Annotated in this window: 16 protein-coding genes and 1 tRNA gene; 9 read left to right on the top strand and 8 right to left on the bottom strand. The window is 62.8% G+C overall.

What is annotated here, in order from left to right; all coding sequences use genetic code 11:
• Window positions 1-17: 17 nt before the first annotated feature.
• The 3 genes from xdhC to xdhA are packed head-to-tail and all read right to left on the bottom strand — an operon-like array spanning window position 18 to window position 4,938.
• The gene (xdhC, locus tag AC3VI7_RS01935) at window positions 18-908 is read right to left on the bottom strand and encodes a xanthine dehydrogenase accessory protein XdhC (RefSeq protein WP_489667681.1); all 891 of its coding nucleotides are present in this window, start codon (window positions 906-908) and stop codon (window positions 18-20) included.
• Between the two features lie 3 nt (window positions 909-911).
• Window positions 912-3,344 carry a xanthine dehydrogenase molybdopterin binding subunit gene (gene xdhB, locus AC3VI7_RS01930; protein WP_489667680.1) on the bottom strand — a complete coding sequence of 811 codons (2,433 nt, stop codon included), beginning with the start codon at window positions 3,342-3,344 and terminating at the stop codon, window positions 912-914.
• Window positions 3,345-3,348: 4 nt separating this feature from the next.
• Window positions 3,349-4,938, bottom strand: a complete 1,590-nt coding sequence (xdhA, locus tag AC3VI7_RS01925) for a xanthine dehydrogenase small subunit (RefSeq protein WP_489667679.1) — start codon at window positions 4,936-4,938, stop codon at window positions 3,349-3,351.
• 58 nt (window positions 4,939-4,996) lie between these two features.
• On the opposite strand from xdhA, the gene guaD reads away from it, so the two are divergent.
• Genes guaD through AC3VI7_RS01900 form a run of 5 tightly spaced genes read left to right on the top strand, consistent with a single transcriptional unit; the run spans window position 4,997 to window position 11,071 of the window.
• Complete coding sequence (guaD, locus tag AC3VI7_RS01920) at window positions 4,997-6,313, top strand: guanine deaminase (protein WP_489667678.1); 1,317 nt, start codon at window positions 4,997-4,999, stop codon at window positions 6,311-6,313.
• Window positions 6,310-7,887 (top strand): ABC transporter ATP-binding protein, encoded by a 1,578-nt coding sequence (locus AC3VI7_RS01915; RefSeq protein ID WP_489667677.1) that lies wholly within the window; start codon window positions 6,310-6,312, stop codon window positions 7,885-7,887. Before guaD ends, AC3VI7_RS01915 begins: the two co-directional genes overlap by 4 nt.
• Window positions 7,874-8,953: an ABC transporter permease gene (locus tag AC3VI7_RS01910; RefSeq protein WP_489667676.1), complete on the top strand. Its 1,080-nt coding sequence runs from the start codon at window positions 7,874-7,876 to the stop codon at window positions 8,951-8,953. The genes AC3VI7_RS01915 and AC3VI7_RS01910 overlap by 14 nt, the downstream gene beginning before the upstream one ends.
• Complete coding sequence (locus AC3VI7_RS01905) at window positions 8,950-9,879, top strand: ABC transporter permease (protein WP_489667675.1); 930 nt, start codon at window positions 8,950-8,952, stop codon at window positions 9,877-9,879. Before AC3VI7_RS01910 ends, AC3VI7_RS01905 begins: the two co-directional genes overlap by 4 nt.
• Before the next feature lie 34 nt (window positions 9,880-9,913).
• The gene (locus AC3VI7_RS01900; protein ID WP_489667674.1) at window positions 9,914-11,071 is read left to right on the top strand and encodes a BMP family ABC transporter substrate-binding protein; all 1,158 of its coding nucleotides are present in this window, start codon (window positions 9,914-9,916) and stop codon (window positions 11,069-11,071) included.
• A gap of 220 nt (window positions 11,072-11,291) precedes the next feature.
• Here AC3VI7_RS01900 and AC3VI7_RS01895 read toward each other — a convergent pair whose 3' ends face one another.
• Window positions 11,292-11,540 carry a hypothetical protein gene (locus AC3VI7_RS01895; RefSeq protein ID WP_489667673.1) on the bottom strand — a complete coding sequence of 83 codons (249 nt, stop codon included), beginning with the start codon at window positions 11,538-11,540 and terminating at the stop codon, window positions 11,292-11,294.
• Between the two features lie 92 nt (window positions 11,541-11,632).
• Here AC3VI7_RS01895 and AC3VI7_RS01890 point away from each other — a divergent pair, with 92 nt between their 5' ends.
• Complete coding sequence (locus tag AC3VI7_RS01890) at window positions 11,633-12,721, top strand: adenosine deaminase (RefSeq protein ID WP_489667719.1); 1,089 nt, start codon at window positions 11,633-11,635, stop codon at window positions 12,719-12,721.
• Here the strand turns inward: AC3VI7_RS01890 and AC3VI7_RS01885 are convergent.
• Complete coding sequence (locus AC3VI7_RS01885; protein ID WP_489667672.1) at window positions 12,700-13,485, bottom strand: DUF2189 domain-containing protein; 786 nt, start codon at window positions 13,483-13,485, stop codon at window positions 12,700-12,702. The genes AC3VI7_RS01890 and AC3VI7_RS01885 overlap by 22 nt on opposite strands.
• A gap of 133 nt (window positions 13,486-13,618) precedes the next feature.
• Window positions 13,619-14,116, bottom strand: a complete 498-nt coding sequence (locus tag AC3VI7_RS01880; RefSeq protein ID WP_489667671.1) for a c-type cytochrome — start codon at window positions 14,114-14,116, stop codon at window positions 13,619-13,621.
• 75 nt (window positions 14,117-14,191) lie between these two features.
• On the opposite strand from AC3VI7_RS01880, the gene AC3VI7_RS01875 reads away from it, so the two are divergent.
• From AC3VI7_RS01875 to AC3VI7_RS01865, 3 genes are all read left to right on the top strand, one after another.
• Window positions 14,192-14,267 (top strand) — tRNA-Arg (locus tag AC3VI7_RS01875).
• A 132-nt stretch (window positions 14,268-14,399) separates the two neighbouring features.
• Window positions 14,400-15,254 (top strand): DNA ligase, encoded by an 855-nt coding sequence (locus AC3VI7_RS01870; RefSeq protein WP_489667670.1) that lies wholly within the window; start codon window positions 14,400-14,402, stop codon window positions 15,252-15,254.
• Between the two features lie 171 nt (window positions 15,255-15,425).
• A complete protein-coding gene (locus tag AC3VI7_RS01865) occupies window positions 15,426-17,321 on the top strand; it encodes a TonB-dependent receptor plug domain-containing protein (RefSeq protein ID WP_489671376.1) in 1,896 nt (631 codons plus the stop codon).
• Between the two features lie 604 nt (window positions 17,322-17,925).
• Here AC3VI7_RS01865 and AC3VI7_RS01860 read toward each other — a convergent pair.
• Window positions 17,926-19,197, bottom strand: a complete 1,272-nt coding sequence (locus AC3VI7_RS01860) for a hypothetical protein (protein ID WP_489667668.1) — start codon at window positions 19,195-19,197, stop codon at window positions 17,926-17,928.
• Window positions 19,198-19,303: 106 nt separating this feature from the next.
• On the bottom strand, window positions 19,304-19,768 hold the full coding sequence (locus AC3VI7_RS01855; RefSeq protein ID WP_489667667.1) for a hypothetical protein: 465 nt from the start codon (window positions 19,766-19,768) through the stop codon (window positions 19,304-19,306).
• Window positions 19,769-20,141: the final 373 nt, after the last annotated feature.

Here is a 20,141-nt window from a genome sequence, read left to right as displayed (position 1 = left end):
GCGGGGCTTCGACAAGCTCAGCCCGAACGGTCAAGGGGGCTCAGCTCGAACGGAGCCGAGTTGGGCTTCGGTGCCATGGTGGGTTGCGTGACCATCAACATCTCCGCCACCACCGACACGGCGATCACGCCGGGTTCCTTGCCAAGAAGATCGGGCAAACCGATGGGGCAGTGCATGGTGGCCAGTTCGGCGGCCGCGAAGCCGTGATGGGTGAGGCGGTGGTGGAAGCGGGCGCGTTTGGTGGCGGAGCCGATGAGGCCGAACCAGCCGATGTCGGCGTGGTGGCGTTGGCGGTGCAGGATGGTTTGGGCCAGACGCAGGTCGAGGCTGTGGTCGTGGGTCAGGACGAGGTGGAAGGCACCGGGCGGGGCCAGATCGACTTCGGCTTCGAGGGGGTCAGAGCACAGGCGTTCGATGTGGCTGGGCAGGGGTGTGGGCAAAGGGGTGGATGGGGGCGGGAAGGCGTCTTCGCGGGCGTCGAGCCAGAGGACGCGGCAGGGGATGTGCGCCAACACCGCCACGATGGCTTGGCCGACGTGGCCTGCGCCGTAGAGCTGCAACACAAAGCGCACTGCGGGCGCGGGCCAGGCGGCCAAGGCGGTGGCGTTGAGGGGCTCGAAGTGCAGGGTGACTTCGCCGCCGCAGCACTGACCCAGTGAGGGGCCAAGGGCCACGCGCCAGTCGAAGGGGGCAGGATGGCGGGAATCAGCCGCCAAGGCTTGGCGGGCGCGGGCGATGGCTTGCCATTCCAGATGGCCTCCCCCCAAGGTGCCGGCCACCGCGTCCAGCCCGACCAGCATGCGCGTGCCGGCATTGCGCGGCACCGAGCCACGGGTGTGCTGCACCGTGATGATCAGCGCCGGTGCGCCGCTCAGGAGCCACTGCCGGGCTTGGGCCAGATCGAGCATGGTTCAGGACGGCGCTGTGGCGGATGGGAGAGGCCCTTCGACAGGCTCAGGGCGAACGGAAGAAAAAAGCGGCTCAGGGCGAACGGTTGAGCGAACGGCGGTGATGGCCATCAAGAGCGCTTCGGGGGTGGCGGGGGCTTTCAGGGGCGGCTGACAACCGGCTGGGCCGCAGGCGGCCACCGCGTCGCGCAGGGCCAAAAAGACCGAAAAGGCCAGCAGCAGCGGTGGCTCACCCACGGCTTTGCTGCGGTGGATGCTGTCTTCGACGTTGGCGTTGTCAAACAGCGCGGTGTGCCAAACCGCAGGGGCGTCGTTGGCGGTGGGGATTTTGTAGGTCGAGGGCGCGTGGGTCAGCAGCGCGCCGCTGCGGGGGTGCCAAACCAGCTCTTCGCTGGTCAGCCAGCCCATGCCTTGGATGAAGCCGCCCTCGATCTGACCGATGTCGATGGCGGGGTTGAGCGAGCGGCCGACGTCGTGCAGCAAGTCGCTGCGCAGCAAGCGCCATTCGCCCGTGAGGGTGTCGAGCAGCACCTCGCTCACCGCTGCGCCGTAGGCAAAGTAGTGAAACGGGTGGCCGCTCAAGGTGCTGCGGTCCCACGACAAGCCGGGCGTGGCGTAGAAGCCGTCGCTCCAAAGCTGCACCCGGGCCACATAGGCTTTTTGCACCAGCGCGCTGAAGGCGATGCTCTGGCCGTCCGGGCCGTGGACCGCGCCGCCGGCAAAACGCACTTGCTCCGCGCGCACCGCGCCGCCCCAAAGGTCCGCCGCCAACTGCGCCAAGCGCTGCGTGATCTGCCGGGCGGCGTCTTGGGCCGCCTTGCCGTTCAGGTCCGAGCCGGTCGAGGCGGCTGTGGCCGAGGTGTTGGCCACCTTGCTGGTGTCGGTGGCGCTGCAACGCACCCGGCTCAGCGGCAGACCCAACTCATGCGCCACCACCTGCGCCACCTTGGTGTTGACGCCTTGGCCCATCTCGGTGCCGCCGTGGTTCACCAACACCGAGCCGTCTTGGTAGACATGCACCAGCGCCCCGGCTTGGTTGAAGTGGTTGACGTTGAAGGCGATGCCGAACTTGACCGGCGTGAGCGCCAAGCCTTTTTTGAGGATCGGGCTGGCGTCGTTGAAGGCTTGCAGCGCGGCGCGGCGCGCGTGGTAAGCGCTTTGATCGATGAGCTGTGCGGTGAGCGGCGCGATCACGTTGTCACGCACCGTCTGGCCGTAGGGCGTGACGTTTTGGCTCTCGACGCCGTACCAGTTGGCTTGGCGCACCGCCAGCGCATCAACGCCCAGATGGCGGGCGATGTGATCCAGCACCACCTCGGTCAGCAACGCCCCTTGCGGCCCCCCAAAGCCGCGAAAGGCGGTGTTGCTTTGGGTGTGGGTGCGGGCCATGTAGCCGTTCAGGGCCACGTTGGGCAACCAATAAGTGTTATCGATGTGGCACAGCGCTCGGGTGAGCACCGGGCCTGAGAGATCGGCCGAATGCCCAGCGTGGCCGATCAGGCTGACGTCGAGGCCTTGGATGCGGCCCTCGGCGTCGAAGCCGACCTCCCAATCAAACTCGAAACCATGGCGTCGCCCGGTGATGAGGAAGTCGTCGTCGCGGTCAAGTCGCAGCTTCACCGGCCGCTCCAAGCGTTGGGCGGCCAAGGCGGCGACGCAGGCAAAGGGGGCGGATTGCGACTCCTTGCCGCCAAAGCCGCCGCCCATGCGCCGGCACATCACCTGCACTTGGTGCGTGGGCAGCGCCAAAGCGTGCGCCACCACGGCTTGCATTTCGCTGGGGTGTTGGGTGGAGCAGTGAACCAAGAGGCCGCCGTCGTCTTGCGGCAAGGCCAAAGCGATCTGACCTTCGAGATAAAACTGCTCTTGGCCGCCCAGGCTGAAACGGCCTTCGAGCCGATGCGCTGCGCCGTGGATCGCCCCGGCCACGCCGCCGGGATGGTGACTGCGGCTCAGGTGCATCGGCGGCACCACATAGTCGCCTGCGGTGTGGGCAGCGCGCACGTCCAGCACCGCCGGCAGGGGCTCGATGCGCAGCACCTGCTTGGCGTGGGCCGCCGCCCGCCGAGCCGCCATGCGGTCGGTGGCGATCACGGCAAAGACCGGCTGGCCCAAGTAACGCAGCGTTCCGGGGCCTGCGGCGCTGGGCGGCTCGGCCAAGATCGGCTCGTCGTGAACGATGGCACCGCAATCGTTCGGCCCCGGAAAATCCGCCGCCGTGTAGACCGCCACCACCCCGTCAAGGGCGCGCAAGGCGTCCAGATCGATGCCGAGCCAGCGCCCATGCGCGACGGGCGACAGGCCCAAGGCGGCGTGCAAGGTGCCCACGGGTTCAGGGATGTCGTCGATGTAAGCGGCGCGGCCGCTGACGTGCAGGTGGGCCGATTCATGCGGCAAGGACTGGCCCAAAGGGCTGCGCAGCGCGGGAGCATCCATGGTGTTAAACGGTGCCTTCAAAGACCCGCAACTGCGCGGCGGGCAGGGGTTGATCGGGGCGGGTTTCGAGCCACAGACGCATCAAAAGGCCGCGTGCGGCGGCCCGGCGATAGCTGGCGCTGGCGCGCAGATCGCTCAGCGGTGTGAAGTCGGCCTCCAGCGCGGCCAGCGCACGCTCCAGCGTGGCTTCGTTCCACGGCTGGCCCAGCAGCACGGCTTCGGTGCCCGCCGCCCGCTTGACCACCGCCGCCATGCCGCCAAAAGCCAGCTTGACGCCCGTGACCACGCCAGCGCTATCAAGCTGAATCGCCATGCCCGCGCTCAAGGCCGAGATATCGCAGTCGAAACGCTTCGAGATCTTCCAAGCGCGGATGTGCCAAGGGCTTTCCTGGGGTGACGGTGGTAACGGCACTTGCACCGCTTCGATGAACTCACCGGCTTCCAAACGGTTTTGCATGTAATCGACGTAAAACGCATCCAGCGCCAGCTCGCGCTGCACCGTGCCTCGGCGCAGCAGCAGCTTGGCCCCCAAGGCCATCAGCACCGGGGCGGCGTCGCCGATGGGCGAGCCGTTGGCCAAGTTGCCGACCAAGGTGCCGGCGTGACGCACCGGCGGGCCGGCAAAGCGGCGGTGGATCTCGCTCAAGCTCGGCCAGTGCTGGACCAAGGCTTGCCAAGCGTCTTCCAGGGTCACGGCCGCGCCGATGTGCAAGCTGGTATGCACGCCGGTGTCTTCGCGGCGCAGTTGGCGCAGCTCAGCCACGTCGCCCAAGTGGATCAAGGGGCCGGTTTCGCGCAGCTGTTTGTTGACCCACAAGCCGATGTCGGTGCCGCCAGCCAGCAGCCGGGCTTGGGGGTGTGCCAGTCGCAGCTCGGCCAGTTCAGGCAGGCTGCGCGGCGCGTGCCAAGTGGGGCTGTCGAGCGGGGCGTCTTGGCGCAGCGCTTTCAATTGGGTTTTGAGCGGGCCAAGCGCCAAGCCTTCCGGCAAATAGCCATCTTCTTGAACGTGGCCCATCTGTTCGGCCGCGTCAAGAATCGGTCGGTAGCCGGTGCAGCGGCACAGATTGCCGGCCAAGTCATCCGCCAATTCGGCCCGGCTGGCGCAGCGGCCTTGAAGGCGTTGGCGCTCGAAGCTCAGTGCCAGCGACATCGCAAAGCCGGGGGTGCAAAACCCGCATTGCGAGCCATGACAGCGCACCAAGGCTTCTTGGGCCGGATGCAGCCGGGGTGGTTGGGTGGGATCGGTGGGTGGAGCGGGGCTGAGATCCTCCACCGTCAGCAGGGCTTTGCCGTGCAAGGTGGGCAAAAAGCGGATGCAGGCGTTGAGGGTGCGCAACCGAACGTTGCTCACGTTGCTGCCCACGTTGTTGTCTTCGAGTTCAGCGACGATGACCGTGCAGGCGCCGCAGTCGCCTTCGTTGCAGCCTTCTTTGGTGCCGAGGGTGCCGCCTAACATGCCACCCAACGTGCCGCCCAACGTGCCGCCCAACGTGCGGGCGTCCTCGCGCAGCCATTGCAAGAGGGTGCGGGTGGGGTCGGTATTGGCAGCTTCAACCACCTGACCGCGAAAAATGAATCGAATCGGAGCGTTCATGGCTTGGAGCGTAATACGATGCGGCACCAGTTACAAATGAGTTCAAGCTGAGCCACCCATGAAACCCTCCTTCTCCGCACCCCCTGATCGACAGGCTTTGTACGGCGATGTGCTGGACATGGTGGCTCAGCCGACGCTTGAAGATCCCGCAAGTTTGGGGCCACGTTATCGCCCGGCGCATTGGTTGCTGATGGAGCGGGGGCGCATCCACGCGGTCCAAGCCGAAGAACCCGACGCCAGCTGGACCCAAGAGCGCCATCCCGGCCGGCTGATTCTGCCGGGCTTCATCGACACCCATGTGCATGCGGCGCAGATCGACGTGATCGGCGCTTGGGGAGCGGCCTTGCTCGACTGGCTGGAGCGCCACACCTTTCCGGCCGAAGCGCGCATGGCTGATCCAGCCCACGCCGCGTTCATCTCGGGCTTGTTTCTGGACGCCTTGCTGGCCGCCGGCACCACGGCGGCGATGGTGTTTCCCACCGTCCACAAGGGCTCGGTCGAAGCCCTCTTTGAGGCGGCTGAAGTGCGCGGCATGCGCCTGATCGCCGGCAAGGTGCTGATGGATCGCCATGCCCCGGGCAACTTGCGCGACGACGTGGTGCAGGCCGAGCGCGACTGTGGGGATCTGATCGAGCGCTGGCACGGCCAGGGCCGCTTGAGCTACGCCCTGACGCCGCGCTTTGCGCCCACCTCTTCGCCCGCGCAGCTCGCCATGGCGGGCGAACTCATGACGCTGCGGCCGGAGCTCTACATGCAAACCCATGTGGCTGAGAACCGCGACGAAGTACGCTGGGTGGCGGAACTCTTTCCCGAGGCGCGCAGCTATCTGGACGTTTACGAGCGCTTTGGCCTGCTGGGGCCGCGCGCCATGTTGGCGCATGGCATCTGGCTGGACGCCAGCGATCGGGCCTTGTTGCACGAACGTGGTGCGGCGCTGGCCTTTTGTCCGTCCTCGAATCTGTTCTTGGGCAGCGGGCTGTTTGATTGGCGGGCTGCGCGTCAAAGCGGCTGCGCCGTCACCGTGGGCTGCGACGTGGGCGGCGGCACCAGCTTGTCGATGCTGCGCACCTTGGCCGACGGCTACAAGGTGCAGGCCTTGGCCGGGCGGCGGGTCACGGCGTGGGATCTTCTTTATGCCTCGACCCGAGGTGCGGCCGAGGCGCTGGGCTTGGGCCATGAAATCGGCAGTTTTGACGTCGGCACCCTCGCCGACGTGGTGGTCTGGGACCGCGCACGCAGTCCTGTGGAGCAGCGCCGCCAAGCGGTGGCGCAAGACTTGCATGAAGCGGTCTTTGCTTGGCTGACTGTGGCCGGCGAAGACCATGTGGTGTGTACCCGGGTGGCCGGGGTTGAGCGCTATCGGCGGAGTTCATGAATCGACCTCTTTCTTCCTCTTCCGCCCAAGGCGCACCCAGCTCGCCGCCGTTGCGGCTTGAACTGCGCGGCATCACCAAGCAGTACCCGGCGGTGCGGGCCAACGACGACGTGCATCTCCACGTCGCGCCCGGCCAGATCCACGCGGTGTTGGGCGAAAACGGCGCCGGCAAATCGACCCTGATGAAGATCATCTACGGCGCCACCCGGCCCGACGCGGGTGAGCTGCGCTGGAACGGCCAGCCGGTGCAGATCGCCAGCCCAGCGCAAGCCCGCAAGCTGGGCATCAGCATGGTCTACCAGCACTTTTCGCTGTTTGACACGCTCACGGCCGCCGAGAACGTTTGGCTCGGGCTGGACCCCTCGCTCGCTCCATCGCGCTCGCTGGCGCAAGTGACTGAGCGCATCCGCGCGGTTTCGGCCGGCTACGGTTTGGACGTGGACCCGCTGCGGCCGGTGCATACCTTGAGCGTGGGCGAGCGCCAGCGCGTCGAGATCGTGCGCGCCTTGCTGACCGAGCCGCAGCTGTTGATCTTGGACGAGCCGACTTCGGTGCTGACGCCGCAGGCGGTCGAAAAGCTCTTTGTGACGCTGCGCAAGCTCAGCAGCGAAGGGTGCAGCATCCTCTACATCAGCCACAAGCTCGACGAGATTCGCGCGCTGTGCCACCACTGCACGGTGCTGCGTGCGGGCAAAGTCAGCGGCGAGGTGGACCCGGCGCAAGAGAGCAACGCCAGCCTCTCAAGGCTGATGATCGGGGCCGATCCGCCGGTGCTCACGCCGCGCCAAGCGCGCACGGGGGCGGTGGTGCTGGGCGTGCAAGGCTTGAGCTTGCCGCAGCAAGACGCCTTTGGCGTGACGCTCCAAGCCATGGCGTTGCAGGTGCGCTCGGGCGAGATCCTTGGCATCGCCGGGGTGTCGGGCAACGGTCAGCAAGAGCTGATGGCGGCGTTGTCGGGCGAAGACCCGCGCGCCCCTCAAGGCAGCATCACGTTGGATGGCAGCGACATCGCCCAAACCAGCCCGCGCAAGCGCCGCGCCTTGGGCCTGCACTTTGTGCCCGAAGAACGCTTGGGGCGCGGGGCGGTGCCCAGCCTGTCGCTGGCGCAAAACACCTTGCTGACGCGCACCGAAGCGGTGGCGCGCCGAACCGGCTGGCTTGATCTGGCCGCCACCCAGCGCTTGGCGGCGGCGCTGATCGAGCGCTACAAGGTCAAGGCCGGTGGGCCGCAGGCCAGCGCGCAGTCGCTCTCGGGCGGCAATTTGCAAAAGTTCATCGTCGGGCGCGAGATCGACGCCAACCCCAAGCTGCTGATCGTCTCCCAGCCCACATGGGGGGTGGACGTGGGCGCAGCGGCGCAGATCCGGGGGGCGTTGCTGCAACTGCGCAATCAAGGCTGCGCGGTGTTGGTGGTCAGTGAGGAGTTGGACGAATTGTTTGAGATCAGCGACCGTTTGCAGGTCATCGCCCAAGGGCGGCTTTCGCCAGCTATCCCGACCGCCCAGGCCACCATCGAGCAGATCGGCGCCTGGATGTCCGGGCTTTGGGAGGAGACCCCCCATGTTCAAGCTTGAACCCCGTGCTCAGCCGTCCAAGGCGATGTCGATGGCCTCGCCGGTGCTCGCTTTGGCGATCACGGTGTTGATCGGTGTGGTGCTTTTTGTCGCGCTGGGCATCGACCCGCTCAAAGGGCTGGCGGCTTTCTTTGTCGAGCCCTTGAAGAGTGCTTATGCCTTGTCCGAGCTATCGGTCAAGGCGGTGCCGCTGGTGCTGATCGCGCTGGGTTTGGCGGTGTGCTTTCGGGCCAACGTCTGGAACATCGGGGCCGAAGGGCAGTTCGTTTTTGGTGCCTTGGCCGCCGGTTGGGTGGCGATGCAGGCCGGGCCCGAAACCGGCTGGGCGTGGATGGGCCGGGGCGTGGTGGGGGTGATTTTGCTGGCCGGGGTGCTGGGCGGCATGGCTTGGGCGGGGGTGGTGGCTTGGCTGCGCGACCGCTTCAACGCCAGCGAGATTTTGGTCAGCCTGATGCTGGTTTACGTGGCCGAGCAGGTGCTGGGCTACTTGGTCTACGGCCCGTGGAAAGACCCGAACGGCTACAACTTTCCCCAAACCATCAGCTTTGACGCCGTGACCAAGGTGCCGCGTCTGGTGGACGGCTTGCGGCTCAACGTGGGCGCGCTGATCGCCTTGGGCGCGGTGCTGGGCCTTTGGGCCTTTTTGTTTCGCACCTATCAGGGCTTTGCGCTTCAAGTGGGTGGTTTGGCCCCGGCGGCGGCGCGTTACGCCGGCTTTTCTTCGCGCCGGGCGCTGTGGATGGCGCTCTTGATCTCAGGCGGCGCGGCCGGTTTGGCCGGGGCGCTGGAAGTGGCCGGGCCGCTGGGGCAGCTCACGCCCTATGTGCCAGCGGGCTACGGATTCGCCGCGATCATCGTGGCCTACGTGGGGCGCTTGCATCCGGTGGGCATCGTTTTTTCGGCGCTTCTGATGAGCATGTTCTACATCGGCGGGGAGCTGGCGCAGTCGCGCTTGGGGCTGCCGAAGGCGCTGACTGGCGTCTTCCAAGGTTTGCTGCTGTTTGCCCTGCTGGCCTGTGACACCTTGGTGCATCACCGCCTGCGTTTTGTCGGAGCCAAGTCATGACCGATGCATCCTCGCTGGCTTTACTTTTGGCGGCCACCTTGAGCGCTGGCACCGTGCTGGCGCTGGCCGGTTTGGGCCTGTTGATCAACGAGCGCGCCGGCATCATCAACTTGGGGGCCGAGGGCCTGATGTTGGTGGCCGCGATTGCGGGTTTTGCCACTGGCGTTCAGACCGGCTCGGACGTGCTGGCCTTTGCAGCCGGTGCGGCGGCTGGGGCGCTGCTGGCTGCTGTGCTGGGCCTGTTGGTGATTTGGCTCGGCACCAATCAATACGCCACGGGCTTGGCGCTGAGTCTGTTCGGCGCAGGCTTTTCAGCGTTTGTCGGCATCCGCTACACCCAAGAGCGCTTGCCCACGCGCATGAAGTTTGAGATTCCCGGCTTGGCCGATCTGCCCTTCATCGGTCCGGCGCTTTTTAAGCAGCACCCGATGGTCTACCTCACCATCGCGTTGGCGGTGGGGCTGGCGTGGTTCCTGTACCGCACCCGTGCTGGGCTGGTGCTGCGCGCGGTGGGCGAGTCGCCTGAGTCAGCCCACGCGCTGGGCTATCCCGTGCGGCGCATCCGCTTGGCTGCCGTGGTGGCGGGTGGGGCGCTGTGTGGCTTGGCGGGGGCCTATTTGTCGGTGATTTACACCCCGCTGTGGGTCGAGGGCATGGTGGCGGGCAAAGGCTGGATCGCCTTGGCCCTGACCACCTTTGCCACCTGGCGGCCGGCGCGGATTTTGCTCGGGGCCTACTTGTTTGGCTTGGTCACGATGGTGCAGTTCCATCTGCAAGGCGAGGGTGTGCAGATCGCCAGCCAGTGGCTGACCATGCTGCCCTACGTGGCCACCATCGTGGTGCTGGTGCTGATCTCGCGCAACCCTGCTTGGATCCGCGCCAACATGCCCGCCTCGTTGGGCAAGCCCTTTGTGCCGGGGCACTGAGTTCCTGATGTTTCTAACCAACCGGAGAGAGAGCATGACCTTGAAGAAGACCCGCTTGATGACGTTGAGCACGCTAACGACCTTGGCGACCGTGGCCACCGTGACTGCCACCACCGTTTTGGTGGGTTGCGGCAAGAAGCCCGAAGCCCCGGTGGTGGCTGCCTCGGCTTCCGCCGCCAAGGCCGAGCCGCTGAAGGTGGCGTTTGCCTACGTTGGCCCCGTGGGCGACGGCGGCTGGACCTTTGCACACGACAACGCCCGCAAGGCGCTGGAGAAGGAATTTGGCGACAAGATTGTCACCAGCTTTGTCGAAAAAGTGCCCGAATCGGCCGACGCTGAACGCGTGTTTCGCGACATGCTCGGCCAAGGCAACAAGCTGATCTTTGGCACCACCTTCGGCTACATGGAGCCGATGCTCAAGGTGGCTGTTGACGCCAAGGACGTCAAGTTTGAGCACGCCACCGGCTACAAGACCGCTGAAAACCTGCGCACCTACGACAGCCGCACCTATGAAGGGGCCTACATGGCGGGGGTGGTGGCCGGCGGCATGACCAAGACCAACACGCTGGGCGTGGTCGGCTCGATCCCTATTCCTGAGGTGATCCGCAACATCAACGCCTTCACCTTGGGCGCGCAAAGCGTGAACCCCAAGATCAAGACCAAGGTGGTGTGGGTGAACGAATGGTTCAACCCGCCCAAGGAAACCGAAGCCGCCACCGCGCTGATCAACGGCGGGGCTGACATCCTGATGCAAAACACCGACTCACCCGCCGTGCTCAAGACCGCCGAGGACAAAGGCAAGCGTGCTTTCGGCTGGGACAGCGACATGACCGCCTACGGTCCCAAGGCGCACTTGGGCTCCGCAGTGATCAACTGGGCGCCGTACTACATCAAGGCCACCCGCGACGCGCTTGAAGGCAAGTGGGCCACCGGCAAAGCCTGGTGGGGCGTGAAGGAAGGTGCCATCGACTTCGTCTCTCTAGCTGCCGATGTGCCCACGGAGATCAAAACCAAGCTCGAAACCGTCAAGGCCGGCTTGAAGGACGGCACGTTCGTGATCTGGAAGGGCCCGCTGGTGGACAACACCGGCAAGGAAGTCTTGGCCAGCGGTACTGTCGCCGATGACGCCCTCTTGGGCGGCATCAAGTTCTACGTCAAGGGCGTGGACGGTCAGGTGCCAGGGAACAAGTAAGCCGCTTGACGCTGCTTTCCCGTTCGCACTGAGCCTGCTTCTTCCGTTCGCCCTGAGCCTGTCGAAGGGCTGGGGCTTCGACAGGCTCAGCCCGAACGGCAGAGGGAAGAAGTTCGGTTTGGAGCGGGATCGGTGCTGGGTTTTGGAGGGCGGGCCGCAGCCAGTGGATGGTCCCGGCGGCCTCAGACGCTGCGCGCTCAGGCTTTGCAGCACGCTGGCGTCAAGAGTCGCGGTAGGTTGCGCGGTTGTTCTGATCGCGGCCGTTGCGGTAGGCGCGGATGACGCAGCCCTCACCCCCAGCCCCTCTCCCGCTGTAGCGGGCGAGGGGAGGCATGCGGCTCTGAAGCCCCTCGCCCACGTCGTGGGAGAGGGGTTGGGGTGAGGGCAAGGCCATGAGCGCTTTGGCTTCCCCGGGCTTGACGATGAAACCTGCACCGAGCCGCAAATCCCGAACGGGGAGACGGATCACGGTGGTCTGAAACCGATGGGCATGGTGGGCCGGGATCATAGGAGAATGCCCGGCGCAAAAACCGGCTTTCAGGAGCACCCGCCATGCACAACATGACCTCTTCCGCTTTTCCCCCCGCCATCGACTTCAGCGCCATCCCGCGCGCGCAGTTACCGCTGTTGTTGGCGCGCATGCCCAAGGCGGAGTTGCATTTGCACATCGAGGGTTCTCTGGAGCCGGAGCTGATCTTCAAGCTGGCGCAGCGCAATGGCCTCACGCTGGCTTATCCCAGTGTGGCGGCCTTGCGGGCGGCCTATGCGTTCACCGATTTGCAAAGTTTTCTCGACATTTACTACGCTGGGGCGAGCGTTTTGTGGAAGGAAGAGGACTTCTTCGACATGGCTTGGGCGTACTTTGAGCGCGCACATGCGGACGGCGTGGTGCATGCCGAGCTGTTTTTTGATCCGCAAACCCATACCGAGCGCGGTGTGCCGTTCGAGGTGGTGATTCGGGGGCTGCACCGCGCTTGCACCCAAGCCCAGGCGCAGCTGGGTCTGAGCGCGGCGCTGATCCTGTGCTTCTTGCGTCACTTGAGCGAAGACGAGGCCTTCAAGACGCTGGAGGAGGCGCTGCCCCATCGGGCGCTGTTCATCGGCGTGGGCTTGGATAGCTCGGAGCGCGGCCATCCGCCAGAAAAATTTGCCCGCGTTTTTGCCCGCGCCCGCGAGCTGGGCTTGCACGCGGTGGCCCACGCGGGTGAGGAAGGTCCGCCCGCTTATGTGTGGAGCGCGCTGGATGTGCTGCACGCCGAGCGCATCGACCACGGGGTGCGCAGCGTCGAAGACCCCGCGCTGATGCAGCGCTTGGCGGTGGAGCGCGTGCCGCTCACGGTCTGCCCGCTGTCGAACCTCAAGCTGCGCGTGGTCCACGATCTGGCCGATCACCCGCTGCCGCAGCTGCTTGCAGCAGGCTTGGTGGCGACGATCAACGCCGATGATCCGGCCTACTTTGGCGGCTACATCCTCAAAAACTTTGAGGCAACGTTTGCCGCTTTGCCGCAGCTCGGGCCCCAAGAGGCCTATCAGCTGGCGCGCAACAGCTTTGAGGCCAGCTTTGTGGCCGAAGAACAAAAAAAGGCCTGGATTCAGGCCTTGAATGTCGTCTTCAACGAAGCAGCGGGTCAATCCACCAAATCGCGGTAGGCATGCCAAGTGGCATGACCGATCCAAGGGAAGATGGCGATCAGGCCCACCATCCCGGTGGCAAAGCCAACAGCGGTCAGAGCCACGATCAGCGCTGCCCATAGGAGCATGACTTTCGGGTTGGCTAGGCACACCCTGATGCTGGTGCTGACGGCGGTAAAGAGGTCTGTTTCTGTCTTGTCAAGCAGCATCGGGCCGCTCACAACACTGAGTGCAAAAACCGTCATGGCCAGCACCGCTCCTGAGCTGATGTAGGTCATAGCCAGCCCGGTGTATTGCCCAGAAAACAAGATGTCGCTCATCAATGTGTCCAAGTCCGGGACAACGTTGCCATCAAACAGGGCAAAGATGATGACGGCAGTGCGCATCCACACCATCAGCATGATGGCAAGCATCAGTCCAAACAGCGCGATTGACTTGGTGTTGTCACGCCAAGCTGACAGCGTGGTTAGATGTTTCGTGGATTGGCCGTTTTCTAATGCTTTGGCGGCTTTAAAAAACGGCATGGCCAAGAAAGGCGCAATCAAGAAAAAGCCGCATATCCAAGCAGGAATAAGCTCCTCCACTTTCAAGCTTGCGACCAACAAGAGCATGCCCATGCTCATCACCAAACAACCATGCGCTAGGCTGTAAAGCGCGCTGCGCCGCATGTCTTTGAAGCCTTGGCGCAACCACACCCATGGTCGATCCATCGACACACTGTGAATGGTCGGGAGGGCGCGGGGGGCTTCGCCATGCCATGAACGATCAAGAACTTGAGCCACGATGACACTCCTTGCAAAGTGCCGGCCAAGGGGGTCGGCGGTGGAGTCCATCGTAAATCAATCGGTTAAAAAATCAGATGGCGCATCAAAAGTCCCATTTTTGTCATGGACAAATGATGTTCGTCGTGTGAATTTACGGTTTGCCAGAAGTTTTTGGTTCGGCAAAGGTGGCCCCACCCGCGTTGGCCATGTAGATCACACCTGAGCGAATTTCGGCATCGTTCAGCTCACGACCGCCTTGGGCGGGCATGGCGTTTTTGCCTTTCAAGGCTGAAAGGACCAGCGCGTCTACGCCAGTTTTGATGCGCGGTGCCCAAGCGGTGGTGTCACCGAACTTGGGCGCACCCATCGCGCCGGTGGCGTGGCAGGCGGCGCAGCGGGCCTTGAAGACGTCTTCGCCTGTTTTGGGGCCGGAGGATGAGGGGGTCTCTGTGCTCGCCAAGCGAACTTGGCCCACGGGCCGAATTCGCTCAGCCAGTTCTTGATCGGTATCGCTGCTGGCGATGACTTTGGGCTTGGACGGTGGCGTCAGCAGCCAGATGGCGCTGGCACTGATCAGCAGGGCGAGGCTGACAGCCAGCACGATGCTGAGGGTAGACGTGGGGGTCGATGGGTCCTGGGATGAGGGCATGACAAGGCTTTCTGGACGACTACGGATGCGGTGCATTCTAGGGCCGGAAGAAATAAGGCTAGAATGCGCCCCTTTGCGCTCGTAGCTCAGTGGATAGAGTATTGGCCTCCGAAGCCAAGGGTCGCTGGTTCGATTCCAGCCGGGCGCACCATCATTTCCCGTCCCACCCCCATCCCCCCAAAAAGTCGTGCAACACCCCCTTCGGGGTCGTTTCTTGACGCCTGTTCCCGCCTTAGGCTGATCGCCATCGGTAGCCCTTTTGCGCTGCCGCAGGGAGTGAATCATGCAAGGACTGCAACGACGCCATGTGCTGGCGCTGGGTTTGGGGCTCACCTTGATCCCTTGGGGTTTTGAGGCTGAAGCCGCCGATCTGCCTTTGCTGTTGGCGCGCCATCTCGGGCCCCATGTGGACCCAGCCGATTACTTGGTGAGCGAAAAGTTCGACGGCGTGCGCGCTGTCTGGGACGGCGAGCGCCTGCGCTTTCGCAGCGGCAACACGGTGCCCGCGCCAAGTTGGTTCATCGAGCGGTTACCCGCACAAGCCTTGGACGGTGAGCTTTGGCTGGGACGCGGGCGTTTTGAGGCGACTTCTGCGCTCTTACGCCGCGCAGTGCCGGTGGACGCCGATTGGCGCGAGCTGCGCTACCTGTGCTTCGAGCTGCCAGAGGCAGCGGGCACCTTTGCCGAGCGTGCAGAGCGTCTTCAAGGCGTCGTCCAAAACATGGGGTGGAATCAGCTGGCGGCGGTCGATCAGAGCCGGGTGGCCGACCGGACCGAGCTGCAAGCGCGTTTGCAAGCCGTCTTGCAAGCGGGCGGCGAGGGTTTGATGCTGCACCGCTTGGATGCGCCGTATCACACCGGGCGCAGCGAGGCTCTTTTGAAGCTCAAGCCCTTTGATGACGCCGAAGCGGTGGTGATCGCTCATCTGCCCGGCAAGGGCCGCCATGAGGGCCGACTGGGGGCCTTGCGCGTGCGGGCCTCGGATGGACGCGAGTTCAGCATTGGCAGTGGTTTTACCGACGCTGAGCGCGACGAGCCCCCGCCCATCGGGTCAGTCGTGACCTATGTCCACCAAGGCTTGACCGCCAAGGGCCAGCCGCGTTTTGCGCGTTTTATGCGGTTGGCTGCGGGATATTGAGGGGGCGGGCACAATGCCTGCCTTGTTGTTGTGAACCTGTGGGTAGCTATGTTTTCCCGTTGTTGGATGCGTGTGTGGGGCTCTGGGCCGATTCTTTCTCTCTCAGTGGGTAGCGTGCTTGCGCAAACTGAGCCTGCTGACCCCCCCGAGCCCCCGAGCCTTGAAACGGTGGTGATCACGCGCAAAGCCCCGAGTTTTCAGCCTCAAGCGGGCAAAACCGAGATCAGTGGGGCTGAGCTGCGTATGGTGCCGGGCTCGGGCGGTGACCCGATGAAAGGCTTGCAGGCCTTGCCCGGCGTGACCTCCGCCAGCGACGCCAACGGCGAGCCAGCCATTCGCGGCAGTGGTCCCAAAGACAACACCTATACCGTGGATGGGCTGCCGGTCGGCTACCTGTTCCACGTCGGCGGCTTGGTGAGTGTCTTGCCGGTCGATCTGGTGCGCAGCTTTGAGCTCTACAGCGCTGCGTGGGCACCGCAGTTCGGCAACGCCATCGGGGCAGCCCTCGATGTGACGCTGCGTAAGCCCCGCACCGACCGGCTTGGCGGCACGCTCAACGCCAGTTTCTTCGGTGTCGATGGCGTGGTGGAAGGCCCGGTGGGCGAGGATCAATCCTTCTATGTGGCCGCGCGGCGCAGCTACATCGACCTGCTGCTTAAAAGCGTCGAAGACAAAAAATCCGGTGTGACGCTGACCTTGCCGCGCTACGCCGACTACCAAGCCAAGTACCTCTGGCGGCTCAACGCTGATCAGCGCGTGTCGCTGAACGTCAACGGCGCGGGCGACGAGTTGTCGTTCAAGCTGGCCGGGGACTCCAACTTGGGCACCCAGCAGCCGGTGCTGGTGGGCACCAGCGAGATTCAAACCGCCTACGGCACCCAAGCCTTGGTGTGGGACGCCGCTTTCAGCGCCGATGCCCGTAACCAGCTGGCGCTGGGCCACACCTTGAATCGCCAAAACGTCCATATCGCCTCGGCCAGTCAGGTGGGGGTGGCGGTCGATAACGTTTTTGTGCGCGAGACCTTGTCCCTTCAGCCGAACGAGCACCACGATCTGACGCTCGGCGCGACGCTGGACCTGACCCGCATCGACGTCAACTTGGACGTGAACGCGGCGCGATGCACCTCGTTCGACCCGAATTGCGATCTCACCAGCGCGCCGCGCCAGCAAGTCAGTGAGGTGGTCCATGCCCGAGGTTGGGCGCTGCACGCCCAAGATCGCTGGCAGCTGGATCGGGACTGGAGCTTGGCGCTGGGTGCGCGCCACAGCGGCGAGGACTATTTGCACACCCGCTATACCGAGCCGCGCTTGGGGCTGGACTGGCGCTGGTCCAGCCGCACCACGCTGCACGCCGGTTGGGGCCTGCACCACCAAATGCCCCCGGGTGATCAGATTGTGGGCGGGCTTGGCAACCCGCAGTTGAGTCAGATCCGGGCGCGTCACAGCGTGCTGGGGCTGGCGCAAAAAGGCGAGGGCGGCTGGTCCTGGTCGGCCGAGGCCTATCACAAGCAATTTGACGACTTTGTGGTGGCCGACCCGCTGCGCAATTACATCAACGGTGCCAGCGGCACGGCGCGCGGGCTGGAAGTGCTGCTCAAAAAAGACCCAGCAGGCTCAGCTTTTTCAGGCTGGATGGCGCTGAGCCTGTCCCACTCCGAGCGCCACAACGATGTCACCGGCGCGCTCTTTCCCTTTGAGTTCGATCAGCCGGTGGTCGCCACCGTGGTCGGCACCTACAAGCCCGAGGACCGCTGGCAGTGGGGCGGCAAGTGGACGTATCACACCGGCTCACCCATCACGCCGATCATCGGTGCCGGCACCTTCCCCGACGGCCGCGCCCGACCCATCTACGGCCCCATCAACAGCGAGCGCCTGCCGCCCTATCACCGCCTCGACCTCCGCGTGGACCGCATCGTCTCAGCGCGCCTCAAGTTCTTCTTGGAATCCATCAACACCTACGGCCGGCAAAACCTCTCGGGCTACAACTACAGCGCCGATTACCAAACTCGCGAGCCCGTCAACCAACTGCCCCGTTTGATCTCGTTTGGGGTGAATTTCAGTTGGTGATGAGTTGATGGTGAATCGCCCCAGGAACAGAGGAGGCTCAAACTGGCCAGCGCGTTTTCCCCCCAGGCGGAACTCGACCGCCGACCTGGTTGTATGTGGCCTGCCGTAGCGCGTCCGGTTGAAAGAATCCGAAGGGACTTCTCCCATTCGAAGAACGGCATCAAGTGCCAAGATGAAGGTGCGAGAGTCCATCTGAAATCGAACAGGAGAAGACCGCGAGCGAGATTACACGAGTTGGGGTCGATCTGGTCAACGAGAACACCCACGCCAAATAGTCCGGCTTGAAGCGTTGGGCGAAGACAAGCATCTCTCGAAGACGTGCGAATAGAGATCCATCACACAGGTCAGACCGGCAGCAGGTGAGCTCGACTAACCCGATGTCAGAGGCTAATCCCGAGGGGGATCTTTGACGACGAACGAATGGAGTCCTGCTGAGCGGTTCGAATCTGGGCCCGCACCGAAGAAAGGTGCAACAAGGCCGTTTATCGATGTGCAGTCTGTTCTCTGTGCTGGTGTTGAAACCATCGCACCCGTTTGATCGATGATTGAATTCGTCTTGAGGGTTGAACTCAAGTTGACTTATGGGGAAGTCCTTGTAGAGGGGTTAGGCGTCAGCGCCGCTGTCACCGGCATCAGCCTTCTTCTGATTTGGCTTTGCGGTTGGACGAAGTATAGAAATCACCTTGTCTTTCAAAGTTGGAAATGATGCGGCGGCGTTCTTGAATTCTTCAGAGGTGAGCAACTCGTGCCACGGACTTCCATGAACATCCGTTTCGACCAGACGCAATGGAATTTCATCGAGGCGGCCTAATGCTGTTGCGAATAGCTGGGCCTCGAACAGTGGATCAAGCTTTGCCGCCTCATTCCTGTAGCCTTCATACGCGGTTGATAAGGCTGCTTTATAACCGTAGTCCTCAGCAAGGCGAAACCTCTGACCAATCTGTTTTGTTGCAACCCAAGCAATCCAGATGGGTGGTGCAACCGAAATTACGCCAAGCACAATATTCAGTAGAACAATTCCCCAATCTGGCTTTCCGGAAACGGCCTTCAATATGTCCGGAAATCGATAGTGAGCAAGGATACCCGCTGCGAACAGCGCAGCAAGCAACAGAAGCACCCAAATCAGCATGGATTTGTTAAGGGATTCTGCCTTTTCAGAGAACGCCTGCGCTAGCCCCTGGGATGTTGCGGCTCGATAGGCTGAGTTAACCTTCGACAGCACCAAATCAGCTTGTTCGTTTGTGGCTTGAAGTTTCTGCTTGAGTTGATCGGCAATATCAGAGGTGACACGATTTGCAGTGTCTAGTTTGACAGACTCAGCTTTTGATACTTCGATTTCGCGCATAGCCTGTGCAAGGTCTTCTTGCGTAATTAGCAGCTTGTCGGCTGCGTCGTATGCGCTGTTGATTGATCGAATCTTATCTTCGATGCCTTGCATCGAGTCTGTTGCTGCCTTGAGGCGTGCATTCGCCACATTTACATGTCTATGCAAGGCAGATGGCAAAGAGAGTGAATTCCGAATCTGGCCAGGTGCTACCTGGGCTTCAATCTGCAGGTCCACGCTAAAAAGAAATGCGGCTATTGCGTCAGACGCTTGGGGGCCTCCGAAGAGCTGAGGAACTACCGTTTGTGTCGCAGCTTCAACCTTGGGCGCGAGATCGTTGAAAACGCCGTCCGTGTCTTCAGATTCTTCCCAGGTCACGGACTCGATTTTTCCGGCAATGAGTGTGGCCATGTAGGCCAAGTCGCGCTTGTCTAGAGGAAACGCCTGCCAACCCCACTGGTCCGAGAACTTTGTAGCCTGCGGGATCGCATTGATGCGATCTGCCATTGCACGAAGGTTAGTGGATAGCTTAGTCGCGGCGGTGGAGGGCATGAATTTGGCTATATTGGTGGGAGGTAGAAGATCGAATTCTGACGCCTAACGTGGAGGTCACCGGCGCTGCGCGGCTTTATCGCGCAGCGTCCGGTGGACCGCAGAGTTAGAGGTGGAGTTCAAGAATGCACCAGTTTTCAAAATCCATTCCGTTGGAAATTGGTACGCCGAGTCTTGATGCGTTTACAAGCGCACGCTTTATCATCCAGTACGCTTCGTCAAAGAGATTGACCGTTACCGTTTCTTGGTCTTTGTCGCCGTGATGTTTGATCGTGTTTCGAGCATTGTTCCAATGATTGAATATTTCCTTCTTCGGCCGGTTCCCCATGAGAGGAAGGCCAGTTTTTTCTCGAAGCTCTTGAATTGTTCCGACGGACTCTTCGACTACTGATTGCTCGCCACGCGCATTCAGCAGGCGCGCAAGAACTTCCTCCGCTGCGCCAGCAAGCGTGATGGCGCATAAGAACTTATGTTCCAAGAACAACGCGATGGCCTCCTTGAGTTGCGTTTGCGCAATTTCGCTCTTGCTTATTCGCGTGTCGTCCTCGTACCCGAGAGTCGGAGTGTGCATATCAATCGTCTTTCGGTAGTTGATCAATGATTGCAAAGCACCCAACTAGACCAAGAATAGAAAGGCCGAAAAGAAGACCTCCGCCTGTAGCTCCGGTGGCGCAGATAATCCCAAACAGAATGACCATCAAAACCTTGCAAGTACCCTGTGTCATATAAACCTATAACTACATTTAGACATCACCTGCGGGCCTGCGGGATGAGGCCTATCACGCTGGTGATGCTCCCTGAGGTGGCATCGTAAGTGATTGAAAGACCTCTGAAAAGCCCCCCGGGGGCCAACTTTTTGGGGATGGTGTGAGCGTGATAGGTGGCGATTTAAGCCCGTGCGTTTGCTTGACCGGGTGCGTCAGGAGATTCGGCTCAGGCACTAC

The organism is Leptothrix toolikensis (SeqCode) (assembly GCF_057922285.1).
This window is presented reverse-complemented; position numbering and strand designations above follow the sequence as displayed.